The sequence below is a fragment of the Lachnoclostridium sp. Marseille-P6806 genome, assembly GCF_964238185.1.
Lineage (GTDB): Bacteria > Bacillota > Clostridia > Lachnospirales > Lachnospiraceae > Brotaphodocola.
Genome location: NZ_CAXSLG010000007.1, coordinates 11933 through 27884 on the forward strand (window position 1 = coordinate 11933; position 15952 = coordinate 27884).

Genomic DNA, 15952 nt, shown 5'->3' on the forward strand with positions numbered 1-15952 from the left:
TATTCCTTCAAATTTATCACAGTTATTTATCGCTTCAATGCCGCTGCCAGAGTCCTGCTGACTGCGCTGCCGAGAACCGTGCACGCCGCAGCTTCAATGGCGCCCTGGATTCCAACAAACAAAATAACGAAAATCAGCGGATTGGATGCGCCGAGAGATGCAGCAAGTCCCTGAACATAATCAGTATTGTAGAAGAAAAGGATCAGAGAGCTCATAAAAAGTACAGTGTTTAAAAGCGGGCAGGCCAGACAGGCAATAAAATAAGAAGCATTTTTAAATCGCGGTCTGAGAGCTGCAAAGATCAGCCCGCAGAGCCATCCCTCCAGAACACGGGGAACCATGCAGGTAAATGCCAGAGCGAGCGGATTGATGGAAAGCAGCATGGAGCTGAACGGACTGCCGCCGGTCATAGCTGTGATCAGGCTGGTAATACCGAATGCCAGACCGCAGACGGCTCCGGCCAGAGGCCCCATAAGGACAGCGCCTACAGCCACAGGAACGGTAAGAAACGTAATGGTCAGTCCCGGAGTTCGAAGATAGCCAAGAGGCGAGAAGGCCATGACAAAGATAATGGATATCATCAGCGCAAGCTGAACCATACGCTTCGTCTTTGCCTGGTGAGCCAGGTTCTGTGAGGGGATACGGGAATTCATTGGTGTTGAAAGTCTTGCATTCATCTTTGTTCTCCTTTTTCTTTCTGATAAAACGGCAGGAAGCATGCCTGTTTTTCAGGTAATAAGCGACAGTTTTCTTTTGAATTAAAAAGATCTGCCTTTCATATGGAAATAAAAATGAACGAAATTTAGGAATGGAAAAAGGCGCAGAGATATCGCTGCACATGGATATGGAAGCTGGAAAACAAAAGTCAGGTTGCAGCCTCATAGGGTCCGCACATAAGATTTTCCCGCTTTTTATAGGTTTAAATAGAAAAAATAATCCGCAGAGTACAGGGGTCTGCGAGCCCTTTTGTCCTGATACATTTTCCTAAGAATAACGTTCGACCCTATTATAGCACAAACAAATAGGGAGGTAAATACGGTTTTTCTAAGGAAAACACGCCAGTTTTTCATAAAAACCCTTGACGAAGCCGTATGTTTTCTATATAATTGAGAAGATGTTTGATTATAATAGTCGTAATATGTTTGACAGATAAGCGATTAATATTAGAGGAGGTGTGCGCCATGAAAATGACTTTCCAGCCAAAGAACAGACAGCGGTCTAAGGTTCATGGTTTCAGAGCTAGAATGAGTACTCCGGGTGGAAGAAAAGTATTAGCTGCAAGAAGAGCAAAAGGCAGAGCAAAATTATCCGCTTAATGAATCTAAGGTCACAAGAAATTGTGGCCTTTTTTTTCACATATGCACTGGAAAAAGATTTTCAGTGCATGAGTATTCATTAAGCCTTTGGTAAAAGACTATGAAAAGATTTCCAAGTATCAAAAAAAATTCTGATTTTCAAAAAGTATATCGAACAGGAAACTCCCATGCCAACAGACAGCTGGTTATGTATGTAATGCGGGCTGAGAGCCAGGATACACGTATTGGCATATCCGCCAGCAAAAAAGTAGGAAACAGCATTGTCCGCCATCGGCTGACCCGTCTGGTTCGGGAAAGTTTCCGGTTACACAAAAACATGTTAGAGACTGGATTAGACATCGTTGTAGTGGTTCGCGCCGCTGCAAAAGAATCGGATTACAAAACTATAGAGCGTGCATTTCTGCACCTCTGCGGGCTTCATAACATTTTAGAGAATCGAAGTGAGAAAAATGATTAAAAAAATTATGATCCTTATGATTCGGGGATATCAGATTTTTCTGTCTCCGATGAAAGTATGGACTCACTGTATTTACACGCCTACGTGTTCTCAATACGCCATTGAGGCACTGGAAAAGTACGGCGTGGTGAAAGGACTATGGTTGTCTGTGCGGAGGATACTCAGGTGCCACCCATGGGCAGAAGGCGGTTATGACCCGGTTCCGTAACGTATGAGGAGGTAGCACATTGGATTATTTAGTTTTGACAAAGGTTGAGGGCATGTTTATGGGCCCCATTTCCCAGGTATTGGGATGGATTATGGACGCGCTGTTTCGGTTTACCAGCTCCTTCGGTGTTCTGAATATCGGTCTGTCCATTATTCTGTTTACTCTGGTAGTGAAAATTCTCATGTTCCCCATGACCATCAAGCAGCAGAAATCATCAAAGATGATGACGGTAATGCAGCCAGAGCTGATGGCAATTCAGAACAAGTATAAGGGAAAAACAGACAATGACTCCATGATGAGAATGAATGTGGAGACAAAGGCCGTTTATGAAAAGTACGGTACATCCATGACCGGCGGCTGTCTGCAGCTGGTGATTCAGCTTCCCATTATGCTGGCTCTGTATCGGGTAATTTACACAATTCCCGCCTATGTGGGACAGGTTAAGGAATATTTCCTGCAGGTAGTATATGCAATTACCGGCGCTGCCAATGCAGGTGCTCTTCAGGAAGGCGCTGCAGCCAAGCTGGTTCAGTTTGCTACGGATAACAATATTCCGCTTACTGGAATGACAACCATTGGCGATCTGACCGGCGTTACCGGCGAAGCTCTGGCCAACAAGATGGTAGATATTCTCTACAAATTAAATCCGGCTCAGTGGACCGAGCTGGGAAATGCATTTCCGGATGCAGCAAATGTAATTGCAGCAAATTCTGCAGTCATCGAAGGAATGAACTCCTTCTTCGGAATCAATCTGGCAACCAATCCCTTCAATGGTTCCTGGGTGCCGAGTATTGCATGGCTGATTCCGATTCTGGCAGGCCTGACTCAGTGGTTAAGCTCCAAGCTGATGATGTCTGCTCAGTCTCAGCCCAAGCAGGATGATAACAGCATGGGAACTCAGATGATGAAGCAGATGAACGTTATTATGCCTCTGATGTCTGTATGGTTCTGCTTTACTTTCCCGGCAGCAATCGGTATCTACTGGGTAGCCAGCAGCGTGTTTATGATTATTCAGCAGGTAATTGTAAATGCTTATCTGAACAGAGTGGATATTGACGAGATGATTCGCAAGAACGTTGAGAAAGCCAATAAGAAACGTGCGAAAAAGGGTCTTCCGCCTCAGAAAATCAATCAGAATGCAACTGCCAGCTTAAAGAGCATGCAGGCTGCAGCTGAAAAAGAGGAAGCCCTTCGCGCAGAGAAGCTGGAGAAGACGAAAGAACAGGTTGAGGCTTCCAACGCTTATTACAACAATGACGCAAAGCCCGGCAGTATTGCTTCCAAGGCAAACATGGTTGCCAGGTACAACGAAAAGCACAACAAATAAATAAGGGGGGCAGGAAACGATGGACGATAAGATTACAGTATCTGCAAAAACATTGGATGAAGCAATTACAAAAGCTCTCATTGAATTACAGACAACGAGCGATCATCTGCAGTACGAAGTCGTACAGAAAGAAAGTTCCGGCTTTTTGGGATTTATTGGGGCAAAGCCCTGTGTAATTCGTGCGCGGGTTATGAGTGAGGAAGAGGAAAGAAAAATTGCGGCAGAAAAAGCCGCTGCCGAAAAAGCAGCAGCGAAGGCCGCAGCAGAAAAAGCCGCTGCTGAGAAGGCAGCAAAGGCTGCGGAGGAGAAAGCGGCCAGAGAGGCGGCCCAGAAGGCTTCTGCAGCATCTGAAACAAAAGAAACAGCAGCTTCTGCAAACTGTGAGGAACGTTCTGAGAAATCAGGCGGCAGACCGGAAAAGCGGGAGAAAAAGGAATTCCAGCGTAGAGAAGGCAAAAAGGAGGCAGCTCCCAGACAGGAGACTTCCGGAAAGCCTGTCAGAAGTGCAGAGGCAGAGCCGGAGGAAAAGCTTCCAAAGGAAAAACCAGCAGGAAAGGTAAATGAAGAGGCTGTGAAAAAGGCAGCAAAGGATTTCCTGCTTCAGGTATTCGGCGCTATGGGAATGGAAGTGACCATTGACACTGTTTACAATGCCGGTGAGAGAGAACTCCAGGTGATGATGAACGGCGACGATATGGGTATTCTCATTGGCAAAAGAGGACAGACTCTGGATTCTCTCCAGTATCTGGTAAGCCTTGTAGTCAACAAAGAAACGGAAGGTTATCTGCGCGTAAAGCTGGATACAGAGAATTACCGGGAGAGACGGAAAGAAACTCTGGAGACACTGGCGAGAAATATTTCCTATAAGGTAAAGAGAACCAAGCATCCGGTATCCTTAGAGCCGATGAATCCCTACGAAAGACGGATTATCCACTCTGCCCTTCAGAATGATCGGTATGTGGTGACCCGCAGTGAGGGCGAGGATCCCTTCCGCCATGTAGTGATTTCCCTGAAGAAGGACAGCTACAGCGGCAGCCGTAAGGAGCGTTACGGTTCTCGCCGCAGCGACAGAAGCCACGGTGAGAAAACTTATGATAAGACAGCACAGAAAACTCAGGAAAAGGCTGAGTCTGTGACAGAAGCCAGCACAGAGCCTGCAGAGACAGGAACTGTACAGGAGTAAAATTAGAAAACGGGGGTGTCTGGTAGTGGTTTGACCACCACCGGATGCCCCTTTGTTATTGAGAGGTGAAATATGCTGAAGGACAGAAGCTCAGATACGATTGCAGCAGTTGCCACAGCCATGAGCAGTTCCGGGATCGGAATTGTGAGAGTCAGCGGCAGCGATGCATTTTCGATTGTAAATGAAATATTTGAAAGTAAAAAGAAGAATTTTGATTTGAGAAAAGCTCCCTCTCATCGGGTTCATTATGGTATGATAAAGGACGGAGAGGAAATTTTAGATGAGGTTCTTGTGATAGCCATGCGGGGACCCCACAGTTATACAGCGGAAGACACAGTGGAAATTGACTGCCACGGCGGTGTCCTGGTAATGAAAAAAATACTGGAGACAGTAATCAAATATGGAGCCCGTCCGGCAGAGCCGGGAGAATTTACAAAACGGGCATTTTTAAACGGACGGATCGATCTGTCACAGGCAGAGGCTGTGATGGATGTGATTCATTCAAAAAATGACTATGCCATGAAAAGCTCAGTCAGTCAGCTGAAGGGATCCCTTTCCAGAAAAATCCGGAAGCTGAGAGAGGATATTCTGTATCAGATTGCATTTATTGAATCTGCCCTGGATGATCCGGAGCATATTTCTCTGGAAGGCTATGAGGATGAGCTGATGGAGAAGCTGAATCCTATGATCGATCAGATGGAATCTATGGTTCGCTCTGCTGACAATGGAAAAATTGTCACAGAAGGGATCAAAACGGTAATTCTCGGAAAACCCAATGCGGGGAAATCTTCTCTGATGAATGTTCTGGTGGGAGAAGAGAGGGCGATTGTAACGGATATTGCCGGAACAACCCGCGACATTCTGGAGGAGCAGATTCGGCTTCACGGAATTACTCTGAATGTGATCGATACGGCAGGAATTCGGGAAACAGAGGATATTGTAGAGCAGATTGGAGTATCCAGAGCAAGACAGATGGCGGATCAGGCAGACTTGATTATTTATGTGGTGGACGGCTCCAGACCCTTAGATGAAAATGATGATTTGATTATGAATCTGATCCGGGACAGAAAAGCAGTGGTTCTTCTGAATAAAACAGATTTGAAGACTGTGATTTCCGAGAAGGAGCTGTCAGAAAAAACGGGGCTGGATGTGGTTGCCGTGTCAGCCAGAGAGGAAACAGGGATCGATCAGCTGGAAAATAAAATAAAAGAGATGTTTTATGAAGGGGATCTGAAGTTTAATGACGAGGTGATGATTACCAATGTGCGTCATAAAACAGCCCTGTCAGGCGCTTTGGAGAGTCTGAAAATGGTAAAGCAGAGCATAGAAAATCAGATGCCGGAGGATTTTCTCACCATTGATTTGATGGATGCCTATGAGAAGCTGGGCACAATTATCGGAGAAGCGGTGGAGGACGATCTGGTGAATGAGATTTTCAGCCGGTTCTGCACGGGAAAATAAATGGAAAAGAGGTTGTTGGTCATGCCGAATGTGGAAGAGACTTATGATATTGTGGTGGTAGGCGCAGGCCATGCGGGCTGTGAGGCGGCTCTGGCCTGTGCCAGATTGGGGCTGGAAACCATCATGTTTACGGTCAGCGTAGACAGTATTGCGCTGATGCCCTGCAATCCCAATATTGGCGGAAGCTCAAAGGGACATCTGGTGAGGGAGCTGGATGCCCTTGGGGGTGAAATGGGAAAAAATATTGATAAAACATTTATTCAGTCAAAAATGTTAAACCAGTCTAAGGGGCCGGCGGTTCATTCACTCCGTGCTCAGGCGGACAAGCAGGAATATACCCGCCAGATGCGCTGTACTCTGGAAAATACGGATCACCTGACAATCCGTCAGGCTGAGGTTACAGAAATTATGGCAGAGCATGGGCAAATTAAGGGGGTAAAAACCTTTTCCGGGGCTGTTTACCACGCTAAGGCTGTGATTCTGGCTACAGGAACTTATTTGAAGGCCAGATGCATTTATGGCGATGTAAGTATGTATACAGGGCCGAATGGCCTGCAGGCTGCCAATTATCTGACAGAGTCCCTGGTGAAAAACGGGATTGAAATGTACCGTTTTAAAACAGGGACTCCGGCTCGTGTGGATCGGCGCAGCATTGATTTTTCAAAAATGGAAGAGCAGTTTGGAGATGAGCGGGTGGTTCCGTTTTCGTTTTCAACGGATCCAGAGTCTGTTCAGAAGGATCAGGTTTCCTGCTGGCTGACCTACACCAATGAGGAAACACACCAGATTATCCGTGCCAATCTGGATCGCTCTCCTCTGTTTTCCGGTGCGATTGAGGGAACCGGCCCCCGGTACTGTCCGTCTATTGAAGATAAGGTTGTGAAGTTTCCGGATAAAAACCGGCATCAGGTCTTTGTAGAGCCGGAGGGTTTGTATACCAATGAAATGTATCTGGGGGGAATGTCCAGTTCTCTTCCGGAGGATGTTCAGTATGCTATGTACCGGACAGTTCCCGGGCTGGAGAATGTAAAGATTGTCCGCAATGCCTATGCCATTGAGTATGACTGCATTAATTCCAGACAGCTGAAGCCTACCCTGGAGTTTAAGGCGATTCAGGGGCTGTTCAGCGGCGGTCAGTTCAACGGAAGCTCCGGATATGAGGAGGCGGCTGTTCAGGGCTTTATGGCAGGCGTAAATGCGTCTATGAAGGTTCTGGGACGGGAACCCTATGTTCTGGATCGCTCTCAGGCCTATATTGGAGTGCTGATCGATGATCTGGTAACAAAGGAAAATCATGAGCCATACCGGATGATGACTTCCCGGGCAGAATACCGGCTTTTGCTCCGGCAGGATAATGCGGATCTCAGACTGCGGGAGATTGGCCATGAAATTGGCCTTGTCAGTGATGAGGATTATGAGCGGGTTCTACAGAAACAGCGGGATATTGAAGCGGAGACAGAGCGTCTGGAGAAGACAACGGTAGGGGCCAGCCCAAAGGTTCAGGAATTTTTAGAGCGCCACGGCAGCACGCTTCTGAAAACAGGAGCAACTATGGCAGAGCTGGTGCGCAGACCGGAGCTGGATTATTTTTCTCTGGCAGAAATTGACAAAACAAGACCACAGCTTCCGGCGGATACTGCAGAGCAGGTGAATATCAATATGAAATATGAGGGATATTTAAAACGCCAGCAGCAGCAAGTGACTCAGTTTAAAAAGCTGGAAAATAAAAAGCTGGATATTGATTTTGATTACAGTACAGTGAAGAGTCTGCGGAGGGAGGCAGTACAGAAGCTGAATCTGTATAAGCCCTCATCGATTGGACAGGCATCGAGAATTTCCGGCGTATCTCCGGCTGATATTTCTGTTTTGCTGGTTCATCTGGAACAGATGCGCCACGGGCAGAGAGGACAGGAAATATAAGTATTTTGCTTATATTTCCTGAATAGTTACCCCGGAAAGAATCAAAAACAAAAGAAAAATACAAGAAAAAGAATAAATATACAAATAAAATACGGATGTATACATATTGACAATAAAATAACAATATAATTTTCTGATGGTTGTCCTGGATGGAAAACGGGAAGATGCAGATGCGATGTGAGCAGATAACAAGAGATACATGCAGAAGACGTCAGATGACTTCTACTGAGACATCAGACGTCTTCTGAAGCGTTGTTTTTATGTGTAAATGGAAGTGCTTTTTTGGAATATGAATCCTGAATATATGGAAATTCGGGATAGAGAGAAGGTGGATTATGGAACAGAAATTTGTGGACAGGATGAGATGCGAAACGGAGGAGCTTGGGATAACTCTGAGTGATCGGCAGTTAGAACAGTTTTATCAGTATTATGAAATGCTGGTAGAGTGGAATAAAGTAATGAATCTTACAGCGATCACAGAAATGGAAGAGGTGATTACCAAGCATTTTGTTGATAGCTTGTGTATTGTAAAGTCAGAAAAGGATCTGGAAACTTGCAGTAAAAAGGTGATCGATGTGGGAACAGGAGCGGGATTTCCAGGAATTCCTCTGAAAATTGCTTTTCCTGGATTGAAAATCACTCTCTTGGACTCTCTGAACAAACGGATCAATTTTTTGAAGGAAGTGTGCAGCGCTTTAGGGCTTTCTGAAGTGGAGATGATTCATGGAAGAGCAGAAGATTTTGGGAAAAATCCAAAATATAGAGAGAAATTCGATTACTGTGTTTCCAGAGCAGTAGCAAATACAGCAACTTTGTCGGAATATTGTCTTCCCTTTGTGAAGATTGGCGGCGCTTTTCTTCCGTATAAATCTGGAAAAATTGAAGAGGAGCTGAAGGAAGGAACGAAAGCTATTGAAAGTATGGGAGGCACGGTGGAAAATGTAATTCATTTTTCTTTGATCGGCGCAGATGCAGAACGTACCCTGGTGAAAATTAAAAAGATTTCGGCAACACCGAAGAAATATCCTAGAAAAGCGGGCGTTCCATCAAAGGAACCAATCAAGATGTAATTGCTTTTTACAAAATAAAAAATGAAAAGGAAGAGTGTTTTCTGGCACGGAGTTTCGCGCTGGAATGCACTCTTTTTTCTTTCTTGCAAATAAAAGAAAATGCTAATCCTGTAGATGCATTACTGTAAAAAGGAATTTTGTTTGGGAAAAAGATTTGACGCAGATAAGCTTCCTTGTTAAAAAGGTGTGATGATATTGTGAGTTTTACGAGAAAACTGTAATGTTTCACGTGGAACATTTGAAATATAAAGCGTGGCGCGAAGTCTGGCTATGTATTATATTAAAAAAAGATGCATGGCATGAATGAATATACAGAATAAATATTCAAAAATAACGCATATTAAAATGTATAAATATTATGTAAAAATGTATATACATAAATGAGAGAAAGGCAGAAAAAAGGGAATAATAGGAAAAAGAGGAAGGGGAAAGCGAGAGGGAGGAGCTGCCGCAAGCTGTTATAGGGGACAGATTCAGAGTAGTAAAACCTATTAGAATATGATAAAACGCAACCATTCAGGATAGGGGGAGAGCTGTCGGAAAAATCCGCTTACAAGCAAATTTGATACAGATTTTCCTGCCAGTTCTCGCATCGGAGGAATCTCCGGTGCTTCTTGTTCGGCTTTGCCGGACAGGAAGATGATTCGTCCTGAACAGTTACGATAGAATTAGTAATAGGAACGCAGGGCAAAAAATAATCGGAAAGGAGAGCATATGTATGACAACAAGAAAGGAAAATATCGTGATCCCAAAAGAAGCTTATGTAATCTGGGGAAAATTGTCGGCATTTGAAAAATATCCTGAGTGGAGAGCAGATGCGAGTGAAATAGAAATGATCGATGAAAAATGTTTTAAAGAGAGCAATCGAGAGGGATATAAAACGATTTTTACCATCGAAAAGTCGGTTCCGTTAACGTGCTTGAAGTTATGTTTGGAAAACGATAGCATGACAGGATATCGGGAGTTTTTGCTTGATTCCAGGGGAAATGAAACAGAGATTGAAATAACGGAAAGTGTAACATCAAAAAGGCTCTCTACAAGACCGATTGGGAAAAGTGTGTCTGAGCGGGTTTACTTACAGCAGGATTTAGAAAAAATCGTGGAAGATTTGAAGAGGATTTAATTGTAACTGTTCAGGACGGGGTGTTTCCTTTTCCGGCAAAGCCGAATAAGAAGATGCCTCGTCCTGAATAGTTATATTTAATTTTAAAATTTGGTATGTATTTCAGGGTAAAAACAGAAGAACGGATTTGAAAAAATGAAATACAGCGGAAAGTATAGATGGTTTCGTGGTTGATTCTTTAAGGGGTGTCAAGCGCCTGCACTATGAAAATTCAGAGAAAAGACTCATATGAAAACAAAAGTCTTTTCTCTGAATCTTTGCTGGGTAGGTAGATTTTACCTATATAATTAAAGCAGTAGAAGAATCAAATTAGTGTCTGTCCGGCACGATTTCGATCCAGTATCCGTCTGGATCCAGGATAAAATAGATTCCCATTTTTTCGTTTTCAAAGCAAATGACTCCCTGATCTTTGTGGAGCTGATGGAGACGATCGTATTCATCTGTTTTAAAGGCGAGATGAAATTCGCATTCTCCTAAATTATATGGCTCGGTTCGATCGCGAAGCCAGGTTAATTCCAGGGTAAAGTCGCTGCTTCCATCGCCTAAATAAACCAGTTTAAAGGAACCGTCTTCAGCCACTTTTTCTCTTACTGGCTCTAAATTCAAAGAATCTTTGTAGAATTTCAGGCTTTTTTCCAGATCAAGAACATTAAAATTAAAATGATTAAATGTTGTCATAAGCGAACCTCTCTTTGCGTTTGATTAAATGATTGTTTTTTATAACTGTTCTGAATAGTTACGTTTTTCATTATGAAAAATCATTCCTATGAAAGATAAACCCTCAGCAGCTATGGAAGTGCAGTGCGGATGCCAAATGACAGGATTAGCAGCTTGTTGTAAAACGAATTACGCAGTACAGGTTTAAAGGTTTCATAGAGATGCATCATAAACTTATTTAAAATGTTTCACGTGAAACATTTTGAAATTTGATGTTTGTTATAAAAATCTGCTGCAAAATAGTTTTACGACTTTTACGTAAAGAATGTTTCTACAAGATGCAGCACTTTTTCTGGAGATTCCAAATGAGGAAGACCTTTTGTTTCTGGGATAATAGCAGTTTCTATAGCAGGATTGCAGTCTTTATATTCATCCAGCCGTGTCTCGATATCGGAAACAGCAGAGCCGCCAATGATATAGAGACTATTATCGATCTTCCGAATCGCATTGGTAATGTTGCATTTGGTGTAATTACATTTAGAACTGGCGTAAATGGCCTTGGGAGCATTGCCTAAATGGGCTGCTTCATAGTAGCTGTCTATCAGTTTGGGTTTTACGGAAAATGGATTATAAAATCCGTGGGAGCATACTTCTTCTGCAATGATATGTTTGCTGGCTGCGATATGATAGAGCAGTGTTCCGATCACAGGCAGTTCAACCATAAATTTATACATTTTTGCCAGCTTGCCGGGAATCAGGCTGCAATCCAGAATTCTAAGCGGATTGATAAGCATAATCTGATCGAATAAATCCGGATCACTTGCACAGGCCATAACAGGGATAGAAGCAGATTCTCCAGAAGCAATAACATTTGTCCGATGGCCAATAACAGATTTAATGAAATCTGAAATCAGCTGTACATACAGATAATTGGTATAAGTCATGTTTATTTTTTCTGATCGACCACATCCCAGCAAATCTATGGTGTAAACCGTATAATGCTCTTGAAGCAACGGTACTAATTGACTCCACTCATGTCCACTGGCTGCAGCATGAATATCATGGATCAAAAGCAGTGGTTTTCCACTTCCTGTTTTTGTATAGTGGATGTTTCCCAATCGCCATTTATAACATAGGGATTTGGGCTCAGAAAGTAAATTTTTTGAAATAGCTGAAATCTTTATGCATTTATTGATTGCAGCAATCGATGCGGTTGTTCCGGCAGAAATAAGGAGTAAGGTGAAAAGCTTGTTTTTGGTACGCATAAATACCTCCCCTGAACAATATTGAGCTGCAAAAAGCTCAGTCTTTTCCTATTAGTATAATACAATTTTGCGTCATATACAACGAGAAACGAGGAAAAGTTGACGTACTGCTGAATAATTTATGGGGATTTTACGAAAATTTCATGAGAATAATTTTCTGATATACATAGGAAAAGATGGAAAAGTATGTTATACTTAATACCAATACAGATATTACTATACTATAGTAGCTGTTCAAAAAAGCGCATTTCCTGTTTTTAGACAATCGGTCAGGTTTATCTCCGCTTCTGGATAGTTACCAAGAATAAAGGAAAGAATATGGGAAGAATAATAGCAATTGCAAATCAAAAGGGTGGAGTAGGGAAAACTACAACAGCCATTAATTTGTCCGCCTGTTTAGCAGAGGCTGGACAGAAGGTACTTGCTGTGGATTTTGATCCGCAGGGAAATGCCACCAGTGGCCTTGGTTTTGAAAAGGGATATATGGATAAAACTGTTTACGAGCTGCTGATGGATGAATGTCAGTTGGATGAGTGTATCGTGAAGGAGGTTCAGGAAAATCTGGATGTCCTTCCATCTGACGTAAATCTGGCAGGAGCTGAGATTGAACTCCTTGATGTGGCAAATAAGGAATCACTGCTGAGAGCGGAACTGGAAAAGGTAAAAGATAATTATGATTTTATCATTATCGATTGTCCTCCTTCTCTGAGTCTTCTCACAATCAATGCACTGACAGCATCTGATACTGTTCTTGTTCCGATTCAGTGCGAGTACTATGCTCTTGAAGGATTGACACAGATTCTTCAGACTATTGATTTGGTGAAGAAAAAACTGAATCCGAAGCTGGAGTTAGAGGGAGTTGTGTTCACCATGTACGATGCGAGAACCAATCTTTCTCTGCAGGTGGTTGAAAATGTAAAGAAGCATTTAAACAGAACTATTTACAAAACAATTATTCCGCGGAATGTTCGTTTGGCAGAGGCACCCAGCCATGGAATGCCGATCAATCTTTATGATACTCGATCAACGGGAGCAGAAAGTTACAGAATGTTAGCAGCAGAAGTGATCAGCAGAGGAGAGGTATAATGGCACAGGCAAAGAGAGGACTTGGAAAAGGATTGGGAAGAGGACTTGGAGCTTTGTTTGGAGAAGATGTTGTTGAGGAAGTTGTTATGGATAAGAGAGGCAGCCATTCTCACGAAAACTCTGACAGCGAAGAAGAAAGAGTTTCTCGAGGAAGGAAACATACATCAACATCCAATGTGAAATCCAATGAGAAGAATCAAGATTCCACTTCTGAAAAAGTTGTACAGAAGAAAGTGGCAGAGGAGAAGATGTCTCAGACCCAGAGCTTATCTGGTGAAGTAGAGAAGCTGGAACCAAAAACACAGCCAGATGTTTCACGTGAAACATTATCAGATGGTTCTGTTGACAGAGCATCTGTTTTAGATTTTTCACTTGAACAGCAGGCGATCGAGAAACAGATTTCGGCATCTGAAAAAGGGGAAGAAACGCATGGCGAAATTTATGTGAAGCTTTCCAAGATTGAGCCAAATCGTTCCCAGCCAAGAAAAAATTTCGATGAGGAACAGCTTCAGCAGCTGGCAGATTCCATGAAGCGGTATGGTGTACTGCAGCCGCTTCTGGTACAGAAGAGAGAAAATGGATTTGAAATTATTGCAGGGGAACGTCGCTGGAGAGCTGCCAAGATGGCAGATTTGAAGGAGGTTCCTGTGGTAGTCCGGGAATATGATCCGCAGCAGACCATGGAAATCGCGTTGATCGAAAATGTTCAGAGAGAAGATTTGAACCCGATTGAAGAGGCTATGGCATATCAACAGCTGATTCAGGAATTTAATTTGAAGCAGGAAGAAATTGCGGAGAGAGTATCCAAAAGCAGAACAACGATTACTAATAGCCTGAGATTGCTGAATCTTGCAAAAGAGGTACAGCAGATGCTGGTTGAAAACCGTCTTTCCAGCGGACATGCAAGAGCGCTTTTGTCTTTAGAAGATCCCAAGCTGCAGATTGAACTGGCTCATAAGATTGAACAGAATAAAATGAGCGTTCGTGAAGTAGAAAAGGCTGTAAAGCTGATGGGAAAAGAAAAGAAACCGAAAAAAGAAAAACAGGTAGATGAAGCGCTTGAGCTGGTATTTCGGGATCTGGAAGAACGGATGAAAACGGTTATGGGTACGAAGGTAAATATTAGCCGAAAGGATAAATCAAAAGGAAAAATTGAAATTGAGTATTATTCGGAGTCGGAGCTGGAGCGTATTGTAGAATTGATTGAATCCATCCGGTAAGGGATATGCAAAAGACAGGAGTGAACAAAGATGGAAGGAAGTATTTTGAATAACCTGGGATTTGATCCCGTCTATCTTATCATTGCCCAGTCGGCTATCACATTGATACTGCTGGTCGTTGTTATTGTGTGTATAGTTAAGATAAAAAAGTTATACCGGCGGTATGATTATTTTATGAGAGGGAAAGATGCGGAATCAATGGAGGAAATGATCATAAAACAGATGGAGGATATTATTGATCTGAAATCTCAGGATCGGGCCAATAAAGATTCTATTCGCACAGCTAATAAGAATTCCAGAGCGTCTTTTCAAAAAATGGGTATTGTAAAATACAATGCGTTTAAAGGAATGGGCGGAAATTTGAGCTTTGCTCTGGCATTACTGGATTATACAAATACAGGTTTTGTGATTAACTCTGTTCACAGCAGAGAAGGGTGTTATCTCTATATTAAAGATGTAGATAGAGGTCAGACAGATGTTGCCCTTGGTAATGAAGAAAAAATGGCGCTGGAACAGGCCTTAGGCTATAAGGAAAAGAATATAGCTGCTCAGTAAGACAGCAAAAAAGCGCAGGGCAAATAGCCTGGAGGATAGCAGATACCAAAGCACAGGCAGTCTTGAAGTGGAAGAGAGAAGACACCAAAGCACAGGCAGCATTGAGGTGGAAGAGAGCAAACACCAAAAGCGCAGGCAGCCCTGAATTGAAAAAGAGCGGACATCAAAACCATAGACAGTTTGAAGTGAAAGAGAGAGGAACATAAAGGCGAGCAGGATAAGAGAAACGTGCGTGTGGCTGCAAATAAAAAAAGAAAATAGGACGATATCAATGAGGGGGGGCATTTGAAGAATGTTCCTCTTCGTTGTTTTATAAAAGAAGTTTGGCCTATGAAATAAAAGAACCATGAAATAAAAGGACTACGAAATATAAAAGAACTACGAGATAAAAGCTCAACAAGAAAGCCCAACAAGAAAACCCCAACAATAAAACTCCAACAAGAAAAACCTAACAAGAAAAACTCAATTAAGAAAACCTTAACAAGAAAAGCCCGACAAGAAAACCCCAACAAGAAAGACTAATAATAAAAGCCCATGCGAGAATAGGCGCTACGCACCGGAATTGCGACTTTCCCAGAACAGAAAGTATACTCCATTTATGGACTGTAAGAAAATAAAATAAAAATTACAAAATCATCACTGGTAGGGCGATATATCGCCCTAAGATCTTCCAAAATTCGACTAAACTAGTCCATAATAAGGAGGATTCTTCTGATGACGATAAGTGAAGCAACAAGCTATAGAATTACAGAATTATGTAAGGAAAAAAAGCTGAGTGGATATTCCGTTACCTATAAGGCCGGGATTCCTGCGTCAACTTATAAAAGTATTGTAAATGGAAAAAGCAAGAATCCGGGAATCGTTAATATCAACAGAATAGCAGATGGTCTTGGCGTAACGATTCGCGAGTTTTATGATTCTGATATTTTTGATGATCTGGAGCCGGATGAATAATTTATCAGAAGAAAGAAGGAACAACGTAAACCAGGCCAGGGAGCCCTTAGAAGAAAATCTGACAGATTCATAATATCATTATTTCGTATTCTATTTAAAAAATTTCACTCTTCACCGCGGTAATTCATGAAAACAAAATCAGGGTTTTAT

16 protein-coding genes are annotated in these 15952 nt (G+C 42.7%); 13 read left to right on the forward strand and 3 right to left on the reverse strand.

Going from position 1 to position 15952, the window contains the following annotated elements; all coding sequences use genetic code 11:
- Nucleotides 1-26 precede the first annotated feature (26 nt).
- Nucleotides 27-677: an ECF transporter S component gene (locus tag ACESON_RS09985; protein WP_373109626.1), complete on the reverse strand. Its 651-nt coding sequence runs from the start codon at nt 675-677 to the stop codon at nt 27-29.
- Nucleotides 678-1181: 504 nt separating this feature from the next.
- Between ACESON_RS09985 and rpmH the strand changes: the two genes are divergently transcribed.
- The 9 genes from rpmH (at nt 1182) to ACESON_RS10030 (ending at nt 10065) form a co-directional block, all read left to right on the forward strand.
- A complete protein-coding gene (gene rpmH, locus ACESON_RS09990) occupies nt 1182-1316 on the forward strand; it encodes a 50S ribosomal protein L34 (RefSeq protein WP_118532075.1) in 135 nt (44 codons plus the stop codon).
- A 100-nt stretch (nt 1317-1416) separates the two neighbouring features.
- Nucleotides 1417-1773, forward strand: coding sequence for a ribonuclease P protein component (gene rnpA / locus ACESON_RS09995; protein ID WP_177958124.1), 357 nt, complete (start codon nt 1417-1419; stop codon nt 1771-1773).
- Nucleotides 1766-1981, forward strand: coding sequence for a membrane protein insertion efficiency factor YidD (gene yidD / locus ACESON_RS10000; protein ID WP_177958125.1), 216 nt, complete (start codon nt 1766-1768; stop codon nt 1979-1981). The genes rnpA and yidD overlap by 8 nt, the downstream gene beginning before the upstream one ends.
- A gap of 19 nt (nt 1982-2000) precedes the next feature.
- Nucleotides 2001-3308 (forward strand): YidC/Oxa1 family membrane protein insertase, encoded by a 1308-nt coding sequence (locus ACESON_RS10005; RefSeq protein WP_373109629.1) that lies wholly within the window; start codon nt 2001-2003, stop codon nt 3306-3308.
- Nucleotides 3309-3327: 19 nt separating this feature from the next.
- Nucleotides 3328-4491 carry an RNA-binding cell elongation regulator Jag/EloR gene (jag, locus tag ACESON_RS10010; protein ID WP_373109630.1) on the forward strand — a complete coding sequence of 388 codons (1164 nt, stop codon included), beginning with the start codon at nt 3328-3330 and terminating at the stop codon, nt 4489-4491.
- Nucleotides 4492-4563: 72 nt separating this feature from the next.
- Complete coding sequence (gene mnmE / locus ACESON_RS10015) at nt 4564-5952, forward strand: tRNA uridine-5-carboxymethylaminomethyl(34) synthesis GTPase MnmE (protein ID WP_177958127.1); 1389 nt, start codon at nt 4564-4566, stop codon at nt 5950-5952.
- 21 nt (nt 5953-5973) lie between these two features.
- Complete coding sequence (mnmG, locus tag ACESON_RS10020) at nt 5974-7872, forward strand: tRNA uridine-5-carboxymethylaminomethyl(34) synthesis enzyme MnmG (protein ID WP_373109632.1); 1899 nt, start codon at nt 5974-5976, stop codon at nt 7870-7872.
- A 335-nt stretch (nt 7873-8207) separates the two neighbouring features.
- Complete coding sequence (gene rsmG, locus ACESON_RS10025; RefSeq protein WP_373109634.1) at nt 8208-8942, forward strand: 16S rRNA (guanine(527)-N(7))-methyltransferase RsmG; 735 nt, start codon at nt 8208-8210, stop codon at nt 8940-8942.
- 718 nt (nt 8943-9660) lie between these two features.
- Nucleotides 9661-10065 carry an SRPBCC family protein gene (locus ACESON_RS10030; RefSeq protein WP_373109636.1) on the forward strand — a complete coding sequence of 135 codons (405 nt, stop codon included), beginning with the start codon at nt 9661-9663 and terminating at the stop codon, nt 10063-10065.
- A 309-nt stretch (nt 10066-10374) separates the two neighbouring features.
- Here the strand turns inward: ACESON_RS10030 and ACESON_RS10035 are convergent, their stop codons facing one another.
- The gene (locus ACESON_RS10035) at nt 10375-10743 is read right to left on the reverse strand and encodes a VOC family protein (protein WP_177276423.1); all 369 of its coding nucleotides are present in this window, start codon (nt 10741-10743) and stop codon (nt 10375-10377) included.
- Nucleotides 10744-11036: 293 nt separating this feature from the next.
- On the reverse strand, nt 11037-11987 hold the full coding sequence (locus tag ACESON_RS10040) for an alpha/beta fold hydrolase (RefSeq protein WP_177276422.1): 951 nt from the start codon (nt 11985-11987) through the stop codon (nt 11037-11039).
- A gap of 318 nt (nt 11988-12305) precedes the next feature.
- On the opposite strand from ACESON_RS10040, the gene ACESON_RS10045 reads away from it, so the two are divergent.
- From ACESON_RS10045 to ACESON_RS10060, 4 genes are all read left to right on the forward strand, one after another.
- Nucleotides 12306-13073: an AAA family ATPase gene (locus ACESON_RS10045; RefSeq protein ID WP_177958955.1), complete on the forward strand. Its 768-nt coding sequence runs from the start codon at nt 12306-12308 to the stop codon at nt 13071-13073.
- A 248-nt stretch (nt 13074-13321) separates the two neighbouring features.
- Nucleotides 13322-14293, forward strand: a complete 972-nt coding sequence (locus tag ACESON_RS10050) for a ParB/RepB/Spo0J family partition protein (protein ID WP_373109829.1) — start codon at nt 13322-13324, stop codon at nt 14291-14293.
- 30 nt (nt 14294-14323) lie between these two features.
- Nucleotides 14324-14848 carry a DUF4446 family protein gene (locus tag ACESON_RS10055; protein ID WP_177276419.1) on the forward strand — a complete coding sequence of 175 codons (525 nt, stop codon included), beginning with the start codon at nt 14324-14326 and terminating at the stop codon, nt 14846-14848.
- A 714-nt stretch (nt 14849-15562) separates the two neighbouring features.
- Nucleotides 15563-15802, forward strand: coding sequence for a helix-turn-helix domain-containing protein (locus ACESON_RS10060; RefSeq protein ID WP_177276418.1), 240 nt, complete (start codon nt 15563-15565; stop codon nt 15800-15802).
- The last annotated feature ends 150 nt before the right edge of the window (nt 15803-15952 follow it).

Excerpts from the sequence above, each read along its gene's own strand:
- ACESON_RS09985 (WP_373109626.1), bottom strand. The coding sequence starts at position 677 with ATGAATGCAAGACTTTCAACACCAATGAATTCCCGTATCCCCTCACAG.
- ACESON_RS10050 (WP_373109829.1), top strand. The coding sequence starts at position 13,322 with ATGTCTCAGACCCAGAGCTTATCTGGTGAAGTAGAGAAGCTGGAACCA.
- ACESON_RS10045 (WP_177958955.1), top strand. The coding sequence starts at position 12,306 with ATGGGAAGAATAATAGCAATTGCAAATCAAAAGGGTGGAGTAGGGAAA.
- jag (WP_373109630.1), top strand. The coding sequence starts at position 3,328 with ATGGACGATAAGATTACAGTATCTGCAAAAACATTGGATGAAGCAATT.
- yidD (WP_177958125.1), top strand. The coding sequence starts at position 1,766 with ATGATTAAAAAAATTATGATCCTTATGATTCGGGGATATCAGATTTTT.
- ACESON_RS10060 (WP_177276418.1), top strand. The coding sequence starts at position 15,563 with ATGACGATAAGTGAAGCAACAAGCTATAGAATTACAGAATTATGTAAG.
- ACESON_RS10030 (WP_373109636.1), top strand. The coding sequence starts at position 9,661 with ATGACAACAAGAAAGGAAAATATCGTGATCCCAAAAGAAGCTTATGTA.
- mnmG (WP_373109632.1), top strand. The coding sequence starts at position 5,974 with ATGCCGAATGTGGAAGAGACTTATGATATTGTGGTGGTAGGCGCAGGC.
- ACESON_RS10040 (WP_177276422.1), bottom strand. The coding sequence starts at position 11,987 with ATGCGTACCAAAAACAAGCTTTTCACCTTACTCCTTATTTCTGCCGGA.
- rsmG (WP_373109634.1), top strand. The coding sequence starts at position 8,208 with ATGGAACAGAAATTTGTGGACAGGATGAGATGCGAAACGGAGGAGCTT.
- ACESON_RS10055 (WP_177276419.1), top strand. The coding sequence starts at position 14,324 with ATGGAAGGAAGTATTTTGAATAACCTGGGATTTGATCCCGTCTATCTT.
- ACESON_RS10035 (WP_177276423.1), bottom strand. The coding sequence starts at position 10,743 with ATGACAACATTTAATCATTTTAATTTTAATGTTCTTGATCTGGAAAAA.
- rnpA (WP_177958124.1), top strand. The coding sequence starts at position 1,417 with ATGAAAAGATTTCCAAGTATCAAAAAAAATTCTGATTTTCAAAAAGTA.
- mnmE (WP_177958127.1), top strand. The coding sequence starts at position 4,564 with ATGCTGAAGGACAGAAGCTCAGATACGATTGCAGCAGTTGCCACAGCC.
- rpmH (WP_118532075.1), top strand. The coding sequence starts at position 1,182 with ATGAAAATGACTTTCCAGCCAAAGAACAGACAGCGGTCTAAGGTTCAT.